General features: G+C 66.2%; 11 protein-coding genes. 5 read left to right on the forward strand and 6 right to left on the reverse strand.

Annotated elements, in window-relative coordinates:
* Nucleotides 1–79 precede the first annotated feature (79 nt).
* Entirely contained in the window at nucleotides 80–1000 is a 921-nt protein-coding gene (locus tag J7J08_RS04470; RefSeq protein ID WP_214901894.1) for an LpxL/LpxP family Kdo(2)-lipid IV(A) lauroyl/palmitoleoyl acyltransferase, read from the forward strand.
* Nucleotides 1001–1101: 101 nt separating this feature from the next.
* On the opposite strand, the gene J7J08_RS04475 is transcribed toward J7J08_RS04470, so the two are convergent.
* Genes J7J08_RS04475 through J7J08_RS04485 form a run of 3 tightly spaced genes read right to left on the reverse strand, consistent with a single transcriptional unit; the run spans nucleotide 1102 to nucleotide 3731 of the window.
* Nucleotides 1102–2412, reverse strand: coding sequence for an O-antigen ligase family protein (locus tag J7J08_RS04475; protein ID WP_251006437.1), 1311 nt, complete (start codon nucleotides 2410–2412; stop codon nucleotides 1102–1104).
* Entirely contained in the window at nucleotides 2405–3517 is a 1113-nt protein-coding gene (locus J7J08_RS04480; RefSeq protein WP_214901901.1) for a glycosyltransferase, read from the reverse strand. Before J7J08_RS04480 ends, J7J08_RS04475 begins: the two co-directional genes overlap by 8 nt.
* 16 nt (nucleotides 3518–3533) lie before the next feature.
* Nucleotides 3534–3731 (reverse strand): zinc-finger domain-containing protein, encoded by a 198-nt coding sequence (locus J7J08_RS04485; protein WP_214901920.1) that lies wholly within the window; start codon nucleotides 3729–3731, stop codon nucleotides 3534–3536.
* A gap of 327 nt (nucleotides 3732–4058) precedes the next feature.
* On the opposite strand from J7J08_RS04485, the gene J7J08_RS04490 reads away from it, so the two are divergent.
* On the forward strand, nucleotides 4059–7409 hold the full coding sequence (locus J7J08_RS04490; RefSeq protein ID WP_214901923.1) for a GH92 family glycosyl hydrolase: 3351 nt from the start codon (nucleotides 4059–4061) through the stop codon (nucleotides 7407–7409).
* 483 nt (nucleotides 7410–7892) lie between these two features.
* Here J7J08_RS04490 and J7J08_RS04495 read toward each other — a convergent pair whose 3' ends face one another.
* Together J7J08_RS04495 and J7J08_RS04500 are read right to left on the reverse strand one after the other, a co-directional pair.
* Entirely contained in the window at nucleotides 7893–10181 is a 2289-nt protein-coding gene (locus tag J7J08_RS04495) for an NADP-dependent malic enzyme (protein WP_214901925.1), read from the reverse strand.
* Nucleotides 10182–10433: 252 nt separating this feature from the next.
* Nucleotides 10434–11783 carry a dicarboxylate/amino acid:cation symporter gene (locus tag J7J08_RS04500; RefSeq protein WP_214901927.1) on the reverse strand — a complete coding sequence of 450 codons (1350 nt, stop codon included), beginning with the start codon at nucleotides 11781–11783 and terminating at the stop codon, nucleotides 10434–10436.
* A 261-nt stretch (nucleotides 11784–12044) separates the two neighbouring features.
* Between J7J08_RS04500 and J7J08_RS04505 the strand changes: the two genes are divergently transcribed.
* From J7J08_RS04505 to J7J08_RS04515, 3 genes are all read left to right on the forward strand, one after another.
* Nucleotides 12045–13211 (forward strand): porin, encoded by a 1167-nt coding sequence (locus J7J08_RS04505; RefSeq protein ID WP_214901929.1) that lies wholly within the window; start codon nucleotides 12045–12047, stop codon nucleotides 13209–13211.
* A 348-nt stretch (nucleotides 13212–13559) separates the two neighbouring features.
* Nucleotides 13560–14543 (forward strand): hypothetical protein, encoded by a 984-nt coding sequence (locus J7J08_RS04510; protein WP_214901931.1) that lies wholly within the window; start codon nucleotides 13560–13562, stop codon nucleotides 14541–14543.
* Nucleotides 14544–14628: 85 nt separating this feature from the next.
* Nucleotides 14629–17277: a PAS-domain containing protein gene (locus tag J7J08_RS04515; RefSeq protein ID WP_214901932.1), complete on the forward strand. Its 2649-nt coding sequence runs from the start codon at nucleotides 14629–14631 to the stop codon at nucleotides 17275–17277.
* 406 nt (nucleotides 17278–17683) lie between these two features.
* Here J7J08_RS04515 and J7J08_RS04520 read toward each other — a convergent pair whose 3' ends face one another.
* Complete coding sequence (locus J7J08_RS04520; protein WP_214901934.1) at nucleotides 17684–18019, reverse strand: type I toxin-antitoxin system SymE family toxin; 336 nt, start codon at nucleotides 18017–18019, stop codon at nucleotides 17684–17686.
* Nucleotides 18020–18530 lie beyond the last annotated feature (511 nt).

Raw genomic sequence — 18530 nt, forward strand, 5'->3', positions numbered from 1 at the left:
GATACGGGAGCAGCCGCGGGAAAGACATGCAGGGCCGGTGCTGACGCACCCCGACAGGCGCATGACTTAGAATCGGGGCATGTCAGACAATGCTTCCACCGCCACCCGGCCATCCCTGCGCAACCCGCGCCACTGGCCGACCTTCGCTTTCATGCTGGTCGCCTTCGCCGTGGCCCGCCTGCCCTGGGGCCTGCAGCGCGCGCTCGGCAGGGGCGTGGGCACGGTGGCCTACCACCTGGCCAGCAGCCGCCGCCGTGCGGCCGAGGTGAACCTCACGCTGTGCTTCCCCGAGAAGGACCACGCCTGGCGCCAGCGCCTGCTGCGCGACAGCTTCGACGCGTTGGGCGTGGGCATCTTCGAGTTCGCCCGTGCCTGGTGGGGCAGCATCGACAGCATCCGCCCGAAGGTAGAGGTGGAAGGTCTGGAACACCTGCACCGGATGCAGGCCGCAGGCCGGGGCGTGCTGCTGGTCTCGGGCCACTTCATGACCCTGGAGATGTGCGGCCGATTGCTGTGCGACCACGTGGACCTGTCGGGCATGTACCGCAAGCACCGCAACCCGGTCTACGAGTGGGCAGTGAAGTCTGGTCGTCTGCGTTATGCCAAGGCGATGTACGCCAACGAAGACATCCGCGCCACCGTTCGCCATCTGAAGAAGGGCGGCTTCCTGTGGTACGCGCCGGACCAGGACATGCGCGGCAAGGACACCGTGTTCGTGCCGTTCTTCGGCCACACCGCCTCCACCATCACCGCCACCCACCAGCTGGCGCGGATGACCGGCTGCGCGGTGATACCGTACTTCCATCGCCGCGAGGGCGGAAAGTATTTCCTGAAGATCGGCGCGCCGCTGGAGAACTTCCCCAGCGAGGATGTGGAAGCAGATACCGCGCGGGTGAACCAGGCCATTGAAGCGATGGTGCGCGAGGCGCCCGACCAGTACCTGTGGATCCACCGCCGCTTCAAGCGCCAACCCGGTGGCCGCAGCGACTATTACAGGTAACGCGCGATCCGCCGTAGGGACACGCCATGCGTGTCTGCGCGGGGTGGCGGGCATCGTGCTGGACACGCATGGCGTGTCTCTACGCAGGCGGGGCATTCGCGTCAGGGTTCGTCGCGGGCCAGCAGGCTGCCCGCGTACAACGCGGCGAGCAGCAGGGTCAGCCCCCCCCAGAACGTGGAATAAAACGCCAGGTGGGTGTTGAACGGGAACACGGTGACTGCCAGCGCCAGCATCGCCGGGCGGGCGCGTTCGCGGGCCGCCAGTGGCGCGAAGCGCCACGCGCGCCATGCCTGGGCGGCAGCAGCCAGCCACAGCAGCAGGCCGAGCACGCCGGTTTCTGCCAGGATTTCCAGCAGGATCTGGTGCGCGTGCAACGCTGGGCCGGCGCCCCACACCTCCTGTTCCTCGGGACGCGGATTACATTTGGGGTATGCATCGCGGAAACCCCGCGCGCCCACGCCGTTGATCGGGTGCTGCTCGATCATGCAGCCCGCGGCCGCCCAGATCTGCGCGCGTCCGGACAACGCCTGGTTCACGCCATCGCTTTCGCCTTCCCAGGCCATCGCGGTGCGCTCCAAACGCTCACGTACCTGGTGCGATCCGGCGCCCAGCGCCACCGCCGCAACAAGCCCCACCGCCACGCAGGCCAGCAGCCCGCGCGCACCCAGCAGGCGCCAGCCGGAGAACACGAGCACCAGCGCATAGGTCAGCCACGCCGCACGCGAACCGGCCAACACCAGCACCACGCCCACCGCGGCCGCCACCAGCACCCCGCCCCAACGGCCGAAACGCGCGGCGGCGGCAAACAACAGGAACGGCGACAGACTGGCCAGCACCTGGCCGAATTTCAGATTGCACGGCCCCAACACACCACTCAGGCGGTCAGCCGCGGCCATTTCCGCCGGCGCGCACAACCCATGCCCGCTGATCGCCCACTTCAACTGGTCCATCGACCAGAACAGCGGGCTGGTACCGAACGCGGCCTGCGCCAATGCGTCCAGCGTCCAGACGCCGGTGATGACCGCGATGCCCTTCAGGGTGAGCGCCCGCCGCTCCGGCGTGGCTACCGCGATCGCCACCAGCCACATGAAGGGCAGATAGCGCAGCCCGGCGGCGGCTTTGCGCCATGCGGTGCCCGGATCAATCGCATCGAACGTTGAAAACGCCTGCGGCAGCCAGTAGCCCAGGAACAGGATGCTGGTCAGCGCCCAGGCCGGGCTGCTGAGCATGCGTTGCTTGCCCTGTACACGCAGCTGCACCATGCGCGCGGCCGCGTACAGCGCGCCCAGCCCCAGCACGGTTTCGGCAATGCCCGGCAGCGGCAGCAGCGCCACGAACGCGATGACCCACCACGGCGCCCAACGGCCCGCACGGAAGCCCGGCGAACCCGGCGCCTTGAGCGGCTCAGCCAGCGAGGGAGGTATAGAGCTGGAGCGTGTCACGTTGCATTGCCTGCAGGGTGAACGGAATACGCGACGGCAGCGAAGGCGGCTGCGCCAGCAACTGCAGCGCACGCGCCTGCAATGCCCCGGCGTCGCCCAAGGGTACCGCGCCAGATGGCTGCAGTTGTTGCAGCAGCTCGCCGACACCGCCCTGGTTCCAGCCGAGTACAGGTCGGCCGACCGACAACGCTTCCACCACGGTGCGGCCAAAGGCCTCCGGCTTGTCGGACAGCTGCAGCACCAGATCGCTGGCCGCATAGGCCTCGGCGATGCGCGAGGTGGGCGCGGTCATCAATACGGCATGGGCGATACCCAGGCTGCGCGCCTGTGCCTCCAGTTCGGCCACATAGCGCTCACGCCCAGGCTCACGGGTGCCCGGCATCCACAGCAGCGCCGGCACCCCGGCCGCGTGCAGCCCGGCCAGCAGCCCAAGCGCGTGATGATGGCCCTTGAGGCGGGTGCCACGGCCCGGCAACAGCAGCAACGGTGCATCTCCGCCCAGCGTTGGATGCTGCGCAGCCACCGCCTGTCGCGTTCGCCGGTCCTGGCGGCCCACGCGCGGGAACTGCGCGGTATCCACGCCACGTGGAATGACCTGCAGGCGCTCAGGGGGCACGCTCGGGTAATGCCTGAGCACGAAGTCGCGCACGCAGTTGGACACGCAGATCACCCGTTCGCCGCTGGTCATCACCGCGCTGTAGCGGCTGGGCGAATTCAAGCCATGCACGGTGGTGACCCAATGTGGGCGGGCGGCAGCCGGCAGGTTGCGCACGGCATGAAAGCCCAGCCAGGCGGGCAGCCGCGAGCGCGCATGCACGATGTCCGCCTGCGTCTCCGCCAGCAGGTTGCGCAGCGTGCGCACGTGGCGCAGCGTCCACAGCGACTTGCGGCCGATATCCAGGGTGAGGTGTTCAGCGCCACTGGCCAGGAGCGGCTCGACCAGCCGGCCACCGGCAGAGACCACGATGGCACGGTGACCCGCCGCGACCAGCGCGGCGGCAATTTCCAGCGTAGAGCGCTCGACCCCGCCGGAGTGCAGCGCCGGCAGCAGCTGCACCACGGTCAGTCGGCGCACGTTCGGTTCCGCCTGCTCAGTCGACCAGCACGAAGACCGAACCGCAATACGGGCACGGTGCTTCACCGTTCGGCTCGTCTGCGATCGGCAGGTACACGCGCGGGTGCGAGTTCCACAGCGCCATCTCCGGCGTCGGGCAGCTCAGCGGCAGGTCGCTGCGGTGCACGGTGTAACGCTTTTCGGCATTGGCAGGCGCGGTGACGGTATGGCTCATGGCGGGGCACGGAAAGGGATTGCGAGGGGCTCGATTCTAACACCCGGGGCGCCGGGCGCGGCGTGGCCGGTTCCGTGCAGCACGTCACGGGGAAAACGCCGACATGCGATTTTTCCGGGTTTAGATCGAACTAATTTCACTTGCCAGACCCGCTCAAGGTGTTGCAGGATCGGGGGCGTTCCGATCAAACACCCGATCGCATGGCCCGCCCCCCCCGCCGGACCTGCATCGCTTCGACTGCCCCCGTGGGCGGCCGGCGTGGTGCTGTCTGCCGAGGTCGCCGATGCGGGCTTCGCCTGCCGCCTGTCCCACCCGGGAGATCCCTGCATGACCCTGCCGCACCCCCGCCCTGCCCGCCGCGCCCTGCTTCCGCTGGCGCTTGCCCTGGCCTGCTCGCCGGTTGCCCTGCCCGCCTTCGCGCAAGGCCTGCAGACCTCCTTCGAGCCGGGCGAACCGGCCCCGCAGGCCAGCAAGGGCAGCGTGCAGGTGAAGATCGGCAAGGGCCCGGAGGCGCCCTATGCAGCCAAGCCCGGGGTCGGCTACAGCGGCCTGCGCGCCCTGCACTACGCCGCTGCAGGCGGCACGGCCAACACCAGGCTGTTCACCACCGATGTGACCATCGACGCCGACACCACGCTGTCCTGGCTGGTCCTGCCGGAAATCGTGGGCGACGACACGGTGGCCTCCACCTATGTCTCGTTGGACCTGGTGCTGGACGATGGCAGCCGGGTCTCGGCCAGCGCCGCGCGCGACCTGCATGGCATCGCACTGGGCGCCACCGCACAGGGCGACTCCAAAACGCTGTATCCGCAGCAATGGGCGCACAAATCGGTGCGCCTGGGCGATGTGGACGCACTGCGCGGGCGCCGCGTGGTTGCCATCGAGCTGGATGTCGCCAGCGCCGCCAATGCGCCGGTCTCGGGCTGGATCGATGACGTGCGCCTGGACAGCCAGCCGCGCACCGCCCCTGCCCGCCCGTCCGACTGGGTGCTCACCACCCGCGGCACCCAGGCCAATGGCACCTTCTCGCGTGGCAACAACTTCCCGGCCACCGCCGTGCCGCACGGCTTCAACTTCTGGACCCCGGTGACCGACGCCGGCGCGCTGAACTGGCTGTACCGCTGGAACGAACAGAACAACGCGGCCAACCGCCCACAGTTGCAGGCGCTGGCACTAAGCCACCAGCCCAGCCCGTGGATGGGCGACCGCCAGACCTTCCAGGTGATGCCCTCTGCCAGCCGCGGCGTTCCGGAAGCGGATCGCGCCAAGCGGGCGCTGTCGTTCTCGCGCGACAACGAAAGCGCGCGTCCGTACCGCTATGCCGTGCGCTTCGACAACGGCATCGCCGCCGCCATCGCACCGACCGACCACGCCGCGTTGTTCCAGTTCGACTTCCCCAAGGACGGCGACGCCAACCTGCTGTTCGACAACGTCGACGCGCGCGGCGGGCTGACCCTGGACGCGGCCACGCAGACGCTGTCGGGCTACACCGATACGCGCAGCGGCCTGTCCAACGGCGCCACCCGCATGTACGTGGTGGCCAGCTTCGACAGGCCGTGGCGCAGCAGCGGCCGCATCGCCAGCGGCCGGCCCACCGGCTACATCAAGTTCGATCCGGGCAACGACCGCCGCGTGACCATGCGCATCGCCACCTCGCTGATCTCCGTCGAACAGGCCCGGCACAACCTGGCGCTGGAGCTGGCGACCGACGACACGCTCGCAACCGTCGCTTCGCGCGCGCAGGATGCATGGGACCAGCGCCTGGCCCGCTTCGACATCGGCCAGGCCAGCGACGACCAGAAGACCACGCTGTATTCCAGCCTGTACCGGTTGTACCTGTACCCCAATTCAGGCCACGAGAATGCCGGCACCGCTGCCGCCCCGGACTGGCGTTATGCCAGCCAGGCCAGCGCTGCCGAGGACAACACCGATGGCAGCGCAGTGCGCAGTTTCGCGCCGATCCGCGATGGCAAGGTCTACGTCAACAACGGTTTCTGGGACACCTTCCGCACCACCTGGCCGGCCTACGCGCTGTTCACCCCTGACGATGCCGGCGCGCTGGTGCAGGGCTTCCTGGAGCAGTACCGCGCCGGTGGCTGGGTGGCGCGCTGGTCCTCGCCGGGCTATGCCGACCTGATGGTGGGGACCAGTTCGGACGTGGCCTTCGCCGACGCCTACCTGAAAGGCATCAAGGGCTTCGACCCGGATGAGGCGTACCAGGCCGCACTGCGCAACGCCACCGTAGTGCCACCGGACCGCCACGTCGGCCGCAAGGGCATGGACAAGAGCACCTTCCGCGGCTACGCCAGTGCCGACGTGCATGAAGGCATGTCGTGGACGATGGAAGGCGCGCTCAACGATTTCGGCATTGCCAACATGGCCACGGCGCTGGCCAGGCGTGCAGACAGTCCGGCCGCGCGCGAGCGTTACACCACCGAAGCGGCGTATTTCCGTGCCCGCGCCGGCACCTACGCCACCGTGTTCGACCCGGCCGCCGGTTTCTTCCAGGGCCGCAATGACGATGGCAGCTGGCGGGTGGACGCGAAGGACTACGACGCACGCGTGTGGGGCCACGATTACACCGAATCCAACGGCTGGACGTTCGCCTTCACCGCCGCGCATGACGGCGAAGGCCTGGCTGGGCTGTACGGTGGCCGCGAAAAGCTGGCCGCAAAGCTGGACACGTTCTTCAGCACGCCGGAAACCGCCGACCCGAAGTTCTCCGGTTCCTACGGCGGCACCATTCATGAAATGACCGAAGCACGCGATGTGCGCATGGGCATGTACGCGCACAGCAACCAGCCCTCGCACCACATTCCGTGGATGTACCTGTACGCCGGGCAGCCGTGGAAGACCCAGCAGCATGTGCGCGAGATCCTGTCGCGGTTGTACGTGGGCAGCGAGATCGGCCAGGGCTACCCGGGCGATGAGGACAACGGCGAGACCTCGGCGTGGTACGTGCTGGCCTCGCTGGGCCTGTACCCGCTGCGGATGGGTTCGCCGGAGTACGCGATCGGGTCGCCGGCGTTCAAGCATGCCAAGGTGGAACTGCAGGGCGGCGCGGTGCTGACCGTGAACGCTCCGGAGAATTCGGATCGCAACATCTACGTGCAGTCACTGAAGATCAACGGCCAGCCGTGGACCAAGACGTGGGTGCCGCATGAGGTGATCGCCAAGGGTGCCACGCTGGACTTCGAGATGGGCCCGGCGCCGTCGACCTGGGGCACGGGCCCGGATGATGCACCGCGTTCGTTGACCGCGCGTGGTGAGCGCCCGGCGCTGTTGCACGACCTGCTGGGCAGTGGTGCGCATGCGCAGCTGGACGATGGGCGGGTGCTGGCCGCGCTGACCGATGACGATGCGGGTACCGTGGTGCCGTTCGGCGGCAAGGGCAGCATCGTGTTCACCGGCGTGGCCGATGGAACGCCGGCGATGTACACGCTGACCAGCGGCAACGCGCCGATCCGCGGCGGCAAGTGGACGCTGGAAGCGCGCAAGGCCGGCGGCAGCTGGGTGGCGCTGGACCAGCGCAGCGGCGAAACGTTCGAGTGGCAGCAGCAGACCCGACCGTTCCGGATCGCCAAGCCGGGCCGCTATGCCGAGTACCGGTTGCGGATTGAAGGGCCGGGGAGGATGCAGTTGGCCGAGGTGGAGTTGCTGGCGCCGGCGGCGCGGTAACGCACCGACCGGGCGGGCACCGCGTGGGACACGCATGGCGTGTCGCTACGCGGTATCCGGACCGTGGAGACACGCCATGCGTGTCTGCGCGGTGCCGGATCGAAGAGCAGCCACTCAGGGCGTGGCTCTACCGTGTCCTCGGCGCATGGCGCCGTTCCAGAGGAAGGAAATGGTCGGGCCCAGGGTGGCGGGGTCCAGCGGACCACCGCCACGGCCGGGCCGCGTAGGGGTATTGGGCCCGTGGGAGGTTGCAGGGCGGTGACGGTGGGGCTGCGGAGACGTTGCGGTTCCATCGCGCGGGCGACGCGCGCACGGTAGGTACCGACCGTTGGTCGGTACGGGGGAACGTCAAATGCAAAAGGGACCGGTGCGGTGCACCGGTCCCTTCTTCAAGGTCTACCGACCAACGGTCGGTAGCTACCGTTTTGCTTCGCAAAACCGGAACGCGCGGTGCGCGTTCCGCGCTGGAAGCAGCGAAGGCGTTTACGCCTTCTCTGCTTCCAGCTGCTTGCGGATTTGCGCATCCACCGCGGCAATCGCGGTCATGTTGAGCACGCGGCGCGAGGTCGCGCTGGTGGTCAAAATGTGCGCCGGCTTGGCCACGCCCATCAGGATCGGGCCGATCGCCACGCCGTCTGTGAACACGCGCACCAGGTTGTAGGCGATGTTGGCCGCTTCCAGGTTGGGCAGCACGAACAGGTTGGCGCGGCCCTTCAGCGTGCTGTCGGGCAGCAGCTTCTGGCGCAGCGCTTCATCCCACGCGGTATCACCCTGCATTTCGCCGTCCACGTTCAAGCGCGGGTTGCGCTTGAGCAGCAGCTCGCGCACGGTGCGCATCTTCAGGGCGTCCTTGGAATCGTGGCTGCCGAAGTTGGAGTGCGACAGCAACGCCACCTTCGGTTCGATCCCGAACAGCTTCATGCGGTACGCCGCCTGCAGCGTGGCTTCGCAGATCTGCTCGGCGGTGGGGTCTTCCTGCACGTGGGTGTCCACGAAGAAGAACACGCCCTGCTGGTTGATCACGCCGGTCATGGCCGAGGTCGAGGTGACCTTCGATTCCAGGGGCAGCACGCTACGCACGTAGCCCAGCTTCTTGTGGAAGCGGCCCACCACGCCGGTGAGCAGCGCATCGGCTTCACCGCGTGCCACCATCACCGCCGCGATCAGGGTCGGGCGCGAGCGCATCAGGTTCTTGGCCGCCGCCACCGTCACGCCGCGACGGCCGGTGAGGTTGTGGTAGTACTGCCAGTAGTCGTTGAAGCGCGGGTCGTCATTGATGTTGGTGACGTCGAAATCGACGCCGGCCTTCATGCGCAGGCCCATGCGCTCGATGCGCGATTCGATCACGTCCGGGCGGCCGATCAGGATCGGGAGGGCCAGGCCTTCATCGACCACGTTCTGCACCGCGCGCAGCACCACTTCTTCTTCGCCTTCGGCATACACCACGCGCTGCTTGTCGGCGCGCGCACGGTCGTACACCGGCTTCATCATCAGGCTGGTGCGGTACACGAACTGGGCCAGCTTCTCGCGGTAGGCCCCCATGTCGGCGACCGGGCGCGTGGCCACGCCCGAATCCATCGCGGCCTGGGCCACGGCGGCCGACAGCTCCACCAGCAGGCGGCGGTCGAACGGGCGCGGAATCAGGTAATCGCGGCCGAAGCTCGGGGTGTCATCGCCATAGGCCGACCCCAGGTCGCTGGCTTCGCGGCGCGCCATCGCGGCGATCGCGTGCACGCAGGCGATCTTCATTTCTTCGTTGATCGCCGTGGCGCCCACGTCCAGCGCACCGCGGAACAGGTACGGGAAGCACAGCACGTTGTTGATCTGGTTCGGGTAGTCCGAACGGCCGGTGCCGATCAGCGCATCCGGACGCACGCTGCGCGCCACTTCCGGCATGATTTCCGGGGTCGGGTTGGCCAGCGCGAAGATCACCGGGTCCTTGGCCATGGTCTTGACCATGTCCGCGGTGAGGATGCCCGGGGCCGACAGGCCCAGGAAGATGTCCGCGCCATCGACGATCTCGGCCAGCGTGCGCTTGTCGGTATCGCGGGCGTAACGCTTCTTTTCCGGATCCAGGTCGGCACGGCCGGTGTGGATCACGCCTTCGCGGTCGAAGGCCAGGATGTTTTCCGGCTTCAGGCCCAGCGAGACCAGCATGTTCACGCACGACACACCCGCAGCGCCCATGCCGGTGGTGGCCAGCTTCACTTCCTCGATCTTCTTGCCGGTGACGACCATGGCGTTGAGCACGGCGGCGCCGACGATGATCGCCGTGCCGTGCTGGTCGTCATGGAACACCGGGATGTTCATCCGCTCGCGCAGCTTGCGCTCCACGATGAAGCATTCCGGGGCCTTGATGTCTTCCAGGTTGATGCCGCCGAAGGTCGGCTCGAGCGAGGCGATGATGTCGACTAGCTTGTCCGGGTCGTTTTCATCGATTTCGATGTCGAACACATCGATACCGGCGAACTTCTGGAACAGCACGCCCTTGCCTTCCATCACCGGCTTGCCGGCCAGCGGGCCGATGTTGCCCAGGCCCAGCACGGCGGTGCCGTTGGAGATCACGGCGACCAGGTTGCCGCGGGCAGTGAGCTCGCTGGCCTGCTGCGGGTCGGCCAGGATGGCTTCGCAGGCGTGTGCCACGCCCGGCGAATAGGCCAACGACAGGTCGCGCTGGGTGAGCATCGGCTTGGTCGCCGTGACCTTGATCTTGCCCGGCGGCGACATGCGGTGATAGTCGAGGGCGGCCTGTTTGAAATCTTCGTTGGACATCGCTTTCTGCAGATGAATGGGCGTGAGGAACAGGGGATCATACCCCCGTTGGCGGTGTTGGACCTGTCGCTACGCTGTCGCGATCATGCTGCGACCGCACATCCGGCAGGCCGTGCGTCGGCGTATGCCACGCCAGCCTGGCGGACTCCGATGACAACTTACATCACCGGAAACCCCTATGAAAAAGCAGGCCGTGCCGCCCAAGGGGGGACGGCACGGGCCTGCTGCACGCACATCGGGGGAGGGGCGTGTTCAGCGCGCCGGTGCGGGCAGCACCGACGGCAGGTCGTCGGTGGCCAGCGGCGGCAGTTCGGCCTCGCGGCCATCCAGGGCCAGCGCCAGGCGTTCACGGTCCAGCGCATTTTCCCAGCGCGACACCACCACGGTGGCCACCGCATTGCCGATGAAGTTGGTCAGCGAGCGGCATTCGCTCATGAAGCGGTCCACGCCCAGGATCAGCGCCATGCCGGCCACCGGCACTTCCGGCACCACCGCCAGGGTGGCGGCCAGGGTGATGAAGCCCGCACCGGTCACGCCGGCGGCACCCTTGGAGCTCAGCATCGCCACCAGCAGCAGCGCGATCTGGTGGCCCAGGGTCAGCTCGGTGTTGGTGGCCTGGGCGATGAACAGCGCGGCCAGGGTCATGTAGATGTTGGTGCCGTCCAGGTTGAACGAGTAGCCGGTGGGAACCACCAGGCCCACCACCGACTTGCTGCAGCCGGCCTTTTCCATCTTTTCCATCAGCGAGGGCAGCGCCGATTCCGAGGACGAGGTGCCCAGCACCAGCAGTAGTTCGGCCTTCAGGTAACGGGCCAGCTTGAACACCGAGAACCCGCACAGGCGGCAGACCACGCCCAGGATGACCGCCACGAACAGGAACGCGGTGAGGTAGAACGAACCCACCAGCCAGGCCAGGTTGATCAGCGACCCCACCCCGTACTTGCCGATGGTGAAGGCGATGGCACCAAACGCACCGATCGGGGCGGCCTTCATCAGGATGTGGACCAGGCGGAACACCGGCGCGGTCAGCGCCTCCAGGAAGGTCAGCACGGGGCGGCCGCGCTCACCCACCAGGGCCAGCGACACGCCGAACAGCACCGCCACGAACAGTACCTGCAGGATGTTGCCATCCACGAAGGCGCTTACCAGCGTGGCCGGAATGATGTCCATGACGAAGCCGGTGAGGGTCAGCTCGTGGGATTTCTCCACGTAGCTGTGCACCGCGGCCTGGTCCAGGTCGGCCGGGTTGATGTTCATGCCGGCGCCGGGCTGCACCACGTGCGCCACCACCATGCCCACGATCAGGGCCAGGGTGGAGAAGAACAGGAAGTAGGCCATCGACTTGGCGAAGACCCGGCCCACGGTGCGCAGGTGGGTCATGCCGGCGATGCCGGTGACGATGGTCAGGAAGATCACCGGGGCGATGATCATCTTCACCAGCTTGATGAAGCCATCGCCCAGCGGCTTGAGCGATTCGGCGAAGGCCGGCTCGTAATGGCCGAGGATGGCGCCCAGCACGATTGCCACCACCACCTGGAAATACAGCTGGCGGTAGAACGGCAACGGCTTGGCCGCAAGCGGGGCAGCGGTGGGAACGTGCATGGGAAACTCCGGCAGTGTCACGGGGATGCCGGCCGCAGGCGGCGGCATCGGGCGTGGCCTTTTTACGCCCGCTGCACCGCTGCGCAGATAACCTATTGGTACTAGCCCCCCTGTTCAGCCAAGCGCAGTGCCTACACTGCACGGGCACCGCGCCCCCACGGCGGCGGGTGGCCGTGTCGTTCAGGGCCCTGTGGCCCAACAGTTTTCCCGCTCGCGGCCGTTGTTGTTCTGCCCCACTTTCAAGAAGCCAGACCCTATTCCATGCGCCTGACCCCCCTGTTCATCGCTCTTACCGCCCTGTCTGCTCCCCTAGCCGCTACCGCGGCAGACTGGGACAACTGGCCGACCAAGGTGTCCTTCAGCGACGGCACCGAACTGGCCGCCACCGGCAACATCGCCTACGACCTCAACGACTTCTCGGGTGCCGACGTCTTCGAAGATGACGATGCGGTGCGCCGCAAGGAGTTCGGCGCGACCCTGAAGAAGAAGGGCGTGTACGACGCGATGGTGTACTACGACTTCCAGGCCGACACCTGGCTGGACGTGTACTTCCGCTTCGAGAGCAAGGCCGTGTTCGGCAAGGACATCGGCCGCTTCCGCTTCGGCTACATGAAGACCCCGGTCGGCCTGGATTCCAACACCTCCTCCCGCGCCGGCAGCTTCATGGAAACCGCCCTGCCCGTGCAGGCCTTCTACGAAGGCCGCCGCACCGGCGCCGAGTGGGTGCTGGAACGCCCGGCCTACCTGATGCAGGTGGGCGCCTACGGCGGCAAGGACCTGGAAGGCGACAACCCGGGCACCACCCAGGCCGTGCGCGGCGTGTGGACCCCGGTGAAGGCACCGGGCGATGTCATCCACCTGGGCCTGGCCTATTCGCAGGAAAACCCGCGCGGCTACCGTGACGGCCGCGACGTGCACCAGGAAGCCAGCGCCCGCCTGCGCGCGCGCCCGGAAGCCGGCCTGACCGACATCCGCCTGGTGGATTCCGGCGCCCTGGCCACTGCGGACCAGATCCGCCGTACCGGCCTGGAAGGCATCTACATCCACGGCCCGTTCTCGGTACAGGCCGAAGCCCTGCGCACCACCGTCACCCGTGACGGCAAGCCGGATTACACCGGCGATGGCCAGTACGCGATGGCGAGCTGGATCGTCACCGGCGAATCACGCCCGTACAGCGCCGGCGCAGTGGCCAACGTCAAGCCAGCCCACGACTACGGCGCGGTGGAACTGCTGGCCCGCTACAGCCGCCTGGACCTGGACGATGCAGACGTGTTCGGCGGCCGCCAGCACGACTGGACCGTGGGTGCGAACTGGTATCTCACCAGCCACTTCAAGTTCCAGGCGAACTACGTGTGGGCCGATGCCAGCCGCCGTGGCGTGCGGACCAAGCCGGAAATCTTCGAGCTGCGCGCGCAGGTTCACTTCTGATGGCGTGAAGGCGGCAGGGTGCCTCTCGGCACCCCGCCTCCAGAGCACGCCAGATGGGGCGAATCTGACGCAGGATTGGGTGAAGTGCCTCTGTTGCGTTCGCCGGGTGCGGCGTAACATCTTCGAACACCCCCGGCGAAAGCGTCCATCGGTCATAAAACGATTTTTCCGCCAGTTCAGCATTGCCAAGCGCGGCCATAACGAGAGCTGTTACGACGTCAATCGAGATGGCTCTCTTGTGCTTAATCGGGAGGATCTCCTGAAGTCTGGTCGAATGAAGCGCCAGCTGGATGCGGCACGCGATCTCCGCGCTCTCTACCTGGCGGCAGAGAAAGACCGCTCCACGAAGTGACCAGCCTTGTCCTGCTTGCCGTGCTGTTGGCCGCAGGGTGGTATTTCTACCGGCAGTGGCGCTACACGCGCTTCGAAGCACTGCATCACCCGGGTCATCCACAGTACTTCGGCGCTGCGCTTTGCTCCGTTTATCTGTCTGGCATGAGCGTCGGCCTTCACGCGTTGGCGATGAGGTACTCAGACTACGGCCTGTATCTCGGCAAACTGCAGGCGATGCTGCCCTTGCAGGTGATTGACAAGCAGACGGCCGAAGGACTGACCCTGCACTTGGGGCTCACCCTATGGTGCCTGTCGTTAGCGACCGTGCTTCCCATCATTCTCAATGACCCGTTGGTCCGGGTCCGGTCGCTGGCGCAGCTGATCGCGTCGAGACTTGGGGGCATCGACGCGATCGAGGATCTTGCAATGCAGTGCTATGAGAATGGGTCGTTGACTGCGTTGACGTTGAAAAGCGGTAAAGTCAACGTGGGGTATCTGGATGAATTCACAGGCCCAACAGTCGGCAAGGATTGGGTTGGCATAACGCCCGTCGCGTCAGGGTTTCGGGACGATAAAGCGAAGCTCAGCCTGACCACCTTCTACGACATGAAGCTACCAGAAGAGGCATCGTTCGAAATCTTCCAGGTCATCATTTCGATGAGGCAGCTCGTCTCGGCGCAGGCATTCGACTTGGACCTTTATAAAAGGCTTCAACAACCTGATGCTACAGACCAACAAACAGCCGACGTGCAGAAATTTGTCTTCCGGCATTCGACATTGGTCGTCGACAGCACAAGGCACGGCTTCTACCTCGGCCTGCCTGTACTGCTGCTTCTGGCGCCATACGCCGGGTTGAAGTCGACCGTGGGCGGGCTCACATTAGTCCTACTGGCAGGCGTCAGCAGCTTGGTCGCAGAGAGGCTGCGAATCAGCGCGACGAAGAGCGAGATCGAAGAACACACGCCCACTCCAGAGCATCACCAGGCGCTGACCGTCTAGGTTGGTTGCTCGATTGTCTATTTTTGGATCGCCGTCAACAGGGGAAGGAGCCGGTATCCTTGCTTCACCACCCCAAGCGCCGGCCATGTACAGGACTTCCCGCTATCGCCCCCTGTTGCTGACCCTGCTGGTCATGGTCGGCGGCACGCTGCTGGCCGCACTGGTGGCCGGCCGCTACGCGCAGCAGCGCGCCCTGGCTGCGGAGAGCGCCCAGGTACGCCGCCAGCTGGACCTGTACGCGCAGACGCTGCAACAGCGCATCGACCGCTTCCGCACCCTGCCCCAGGTGCTGGCGCTGGATCCGGACTTGCTGCAGGCCGTGCAGCAACCGCTCGATAATGCCGAGCGCCACCGGCTCAACCTGAAACTGCAGGAAGCCAACAATGTCACCCGCGCGTCCACCCTGACCCTGATCGACCGCCATGGCGTTGCCGTGGCGGCCAGCAACTGGGATCAGCCCACCACCAACGTGGGAGAGGACTACAGCTACCGACCGTACGTCCAGCAGGCGATGGCCAAGGGCAGCGGGCGCTTCTACGGCATCGGGATGACCACGGCGGTGCCGGGCTACTTCCTGTCGCAGGCGATCCTCAACGGCGATGGCGATGTGCTGGGCGTGATTGCCATCAAGATCGAGCTGCGGGCGCTGGAACAGGAATGGCTGCACAGCACCGACATCGTGATGGCCAGCGATGCGCACGACGTGGTGTTCCTGGCCAACGGCGATGCATGGCGGTACCGCCTGCTACGCCCGCTGTCGCCAGCCGAGCACAGCGAGATGCTGGCCACCCGCCAGTACGCCGACCGTTCATTGCAGCCGCTGCTGGCGCGAACGCTGGATGTGCTGGCTGATGGGGGCCGCATGGTGCGGTTGGTGCAGCCCTCCCTGCCCCGCCCGATGCTGTGGCAGACCTATGTGCTGGACGATCCGCAGTGGAAGCTGCACCTGTTGCATGACGCCAGCGCCAGCGCCGCCGTGGGACGCAGTACCGCGCTGGCGGCCGGCGGCATCTGGCTGGCGCTGTGTTTCCTCACGTTGTTCATCCAGCAGCGGCGGCGCCTGGCCTCGCACCGGCAGCGCAGCCGGCTGGAACTGGAGGCGGTGCTGCAACAGCACGCGCAGGAACTGCGTACCGCACAGGACGGCGTACTGCAGGCCGCGCAGCAGGCAGACAGCGGGCTCAGCCGCAGCCTGGCGCACCTGCCGCAGGGCGTGGTGGTGATCGACAGTGAACAGCACGTGGTGGCGTGGAATGCGCGCTACCTGGAGCTGTTCCGCTTCCCACCCGACCTGATCCGGGTGGGCGTGCCCATCGCCGAGGCGTTCCGCTACAACGCCCGCCGCGGCCTGCTCGGTCCGGGGCCGATTGACGAAGCCATCGAGCGGCGCCTGAACCACCTGCGCAGCGGCCGCCCGCACATGCGCGAGAGCGAGAAGGACGACGGCACCGTGCTGGAGATTCGTGGCAATCCCCTGCCTGACGGCGGGTTTGTCACCAGCTACGCCGACATCACCGCCTACAAGAACACCGCGCGTGAACTGCGCTCGCTGGCCGACGCGCTGGAACACCGCGTGGCCGAGCGCACCCGCGATCTGGACGAGGCGCGGCGCGAAGCCGAACGGGCCAATCGCTACAAGACCCGGTTCGTGGCTTCGGCCGTGCATGACCTGCTGCAGCCGCTCAATGCCGCGCGCATGTTCGTTTCAGTGCTGCGTGGCAAGTTGAGTGGCGATGCGCGTGAACTGAGCGAGCACGTGGATGCGGCGCTGGCGGCGCAGGATTCCATCCTCAACAGCCTGCTGGATATCTCGCGGCTGGAGTCGGGCACGTTGCAGACGCACGTGCGTGCCTTTGCGCTGTCGACGCTGCTGGAAACACTGGCGCGTGAGTTCGGCATTGCCGCACAGGCGCGTGGGCTGCAGCTGGAGTGGGTGGATACACGTGCGGTGGTGGTGAGCGATGAAGCTCTGCTGCGCCGCATTCTGCAGAACTTCCTGTCCAATGCGCTGCGCTATACCCCGCGTGGGCGCGTGTTGATTGGCTGCCGCCGGGTTGGCGGCCAGCTGCGCATCGAAGTGCATGACCAGGGGCCGGGTATTCCGGAGAGCCTGCAGGGGGAGATTTTCGAAGAATTCCGCCGACTGGATGATGGCGTGGACCAGGAGCGTGGCGCCGGGCTGGGCCTGGCGATTGTCGAGCGCATCGGGCGGCTGCTTGGCCACCGGATCAGCCTGCGCTCCATGCTGGGCAGCGGCAGCGTGTTTGCCGTGACCGTGCCGCTGGGCAGCGCCGATGCGATACCCGCGCCCGCGCCTGTCCCGGCGGCATCGGCAGACCCGGGCGATGACAGTCCGTTGCGGCAGTGCCGGGTATGGAGCATTGATGATGACCCGCGTGTCTGCGCCGCCACCCGCGCCCTGCTGGAACGCTGGGGCTGCAGGGTGGAGCTGGCGGATGGCCCGCATGCCGCGCTGGAGATTGCCTCCGCGTTGAACGCACCGCAGCTGGTGCTGCTGGATGTGCGCATGGGCCAGTGGCATGGACCGGAGCTGTACGAACAGCTGTGCGAACTGTGGCAGGCGCGCCCACCGGTGATTCTGGTCACTGCCGAGCGCGATGATGCGCTCAAGGCACAGGCCGCAGAAAACGGCTGGGGCTTCCTGTCCAAGCCGGTGCGCCCACCGGCCTTGCGGGCGCTGATGACGCAGTTGCTGGTACGGCACCGGGCGTAAACCGGCGCGCAACTCACTGGCCCGGGATGCTGCTCTTCGTTGATGGTCATGCCATTACCGAACGTTCGGACGTGGTCGGCGGTGGAATGCTCTTCCGCATCCTGCGGTCGCACCACTTGTGCATCCATGCACGGCGTCGATTGGAATGCGACCCTACCGAGGCGTCGCACCGGTAGGGTCGGACCCCAGTCGACTGCACGTAACAATGCCACGCGCGGCGAACGCATGACCCCCAAACAAAATGCGCTTCTTCGTTGATGGTCATGCCACAACCGAACATTCGAACACGGTCTGCGGTGGAATATTCAACCGCATCCTGCGGCCCCACCACTTGTGCATCCATGCACGGCGTCGATCGGGATGCGACCCTACCAGGTGCATCCCGCAAGATCGGACCGATCCCCCGTTACTCCGCCGCCTCTTCGATTGACGTATCCGCCGCCCGCCGGCTGTTCCTCGGGGTGTGGTCCAGATACCGGTACGGCACCGGAATCGGCGTTTCATCCAACGTCAACGTGATCCGCTTGCTCTCTACTTCCACGATTACACGACTGCCTACTGACAGATCAAACCGGTCCATCCATATGCCGCGCAGTACCAGGCAAGGAATGCGACCACCGTCTGGCAGGGGCTGACCACCGGGATGTGAGAACGACCCGATGCGCAGACTCTCCGGCACATGCATGCCGATGCGGGTTTGGGGCTGTTCGTTGGAATGCAGATCCGAATTTGAACGACGCATTTGCCACCTCCGAGGAAGTCTCCCTCGCCGGAATGGCGAGGGAGTCGGGAGGTTGAAATCCGCTCGGATGTGCACGGCATGACGTATTCCCGCGAAGGTGTTGTATTTCGCCACCCTCCCGACATGGGACGTCCACAATTGCTACATCCGAGGAGATTTCAAGCTCCGAGGCAACACCATGCGCCATGCGGCGCGCAAAGTTAAATCGCTTGTTTTGAATGATATTCGAGCTTCGATAGACGCACACTACTGCGCGACGCATTCAACCCATATTGCCAGCACGTCGGTCGTCCGCTCCAAATCTACCTCCACAAACTTCCTGAGATTGCGTTGATCAACACACCTTCTTCGCAGCGACGCGGCTAATGCTCGCACTCTCCGAGCAGGTAGTCCCAACTGCCGCCGCGATCCAGGCAGCCGTCAACTGCCAACTGCGTCCAAAACCACACACAAGTGAAAGCAAACGCAGCAATGAAAAGCACAGCAGCAGCTATCGCAGTACGTCTCATGG

This window comes from Stenotrophomonas sp. ISL-67 (assembly GCF_018612915.1).
GTDB lineage: Bacteria > Pseudomonadota > Gammaproteobacteria > Xanthomonadales > Xanthomonadaceae > Stenotrophomonas.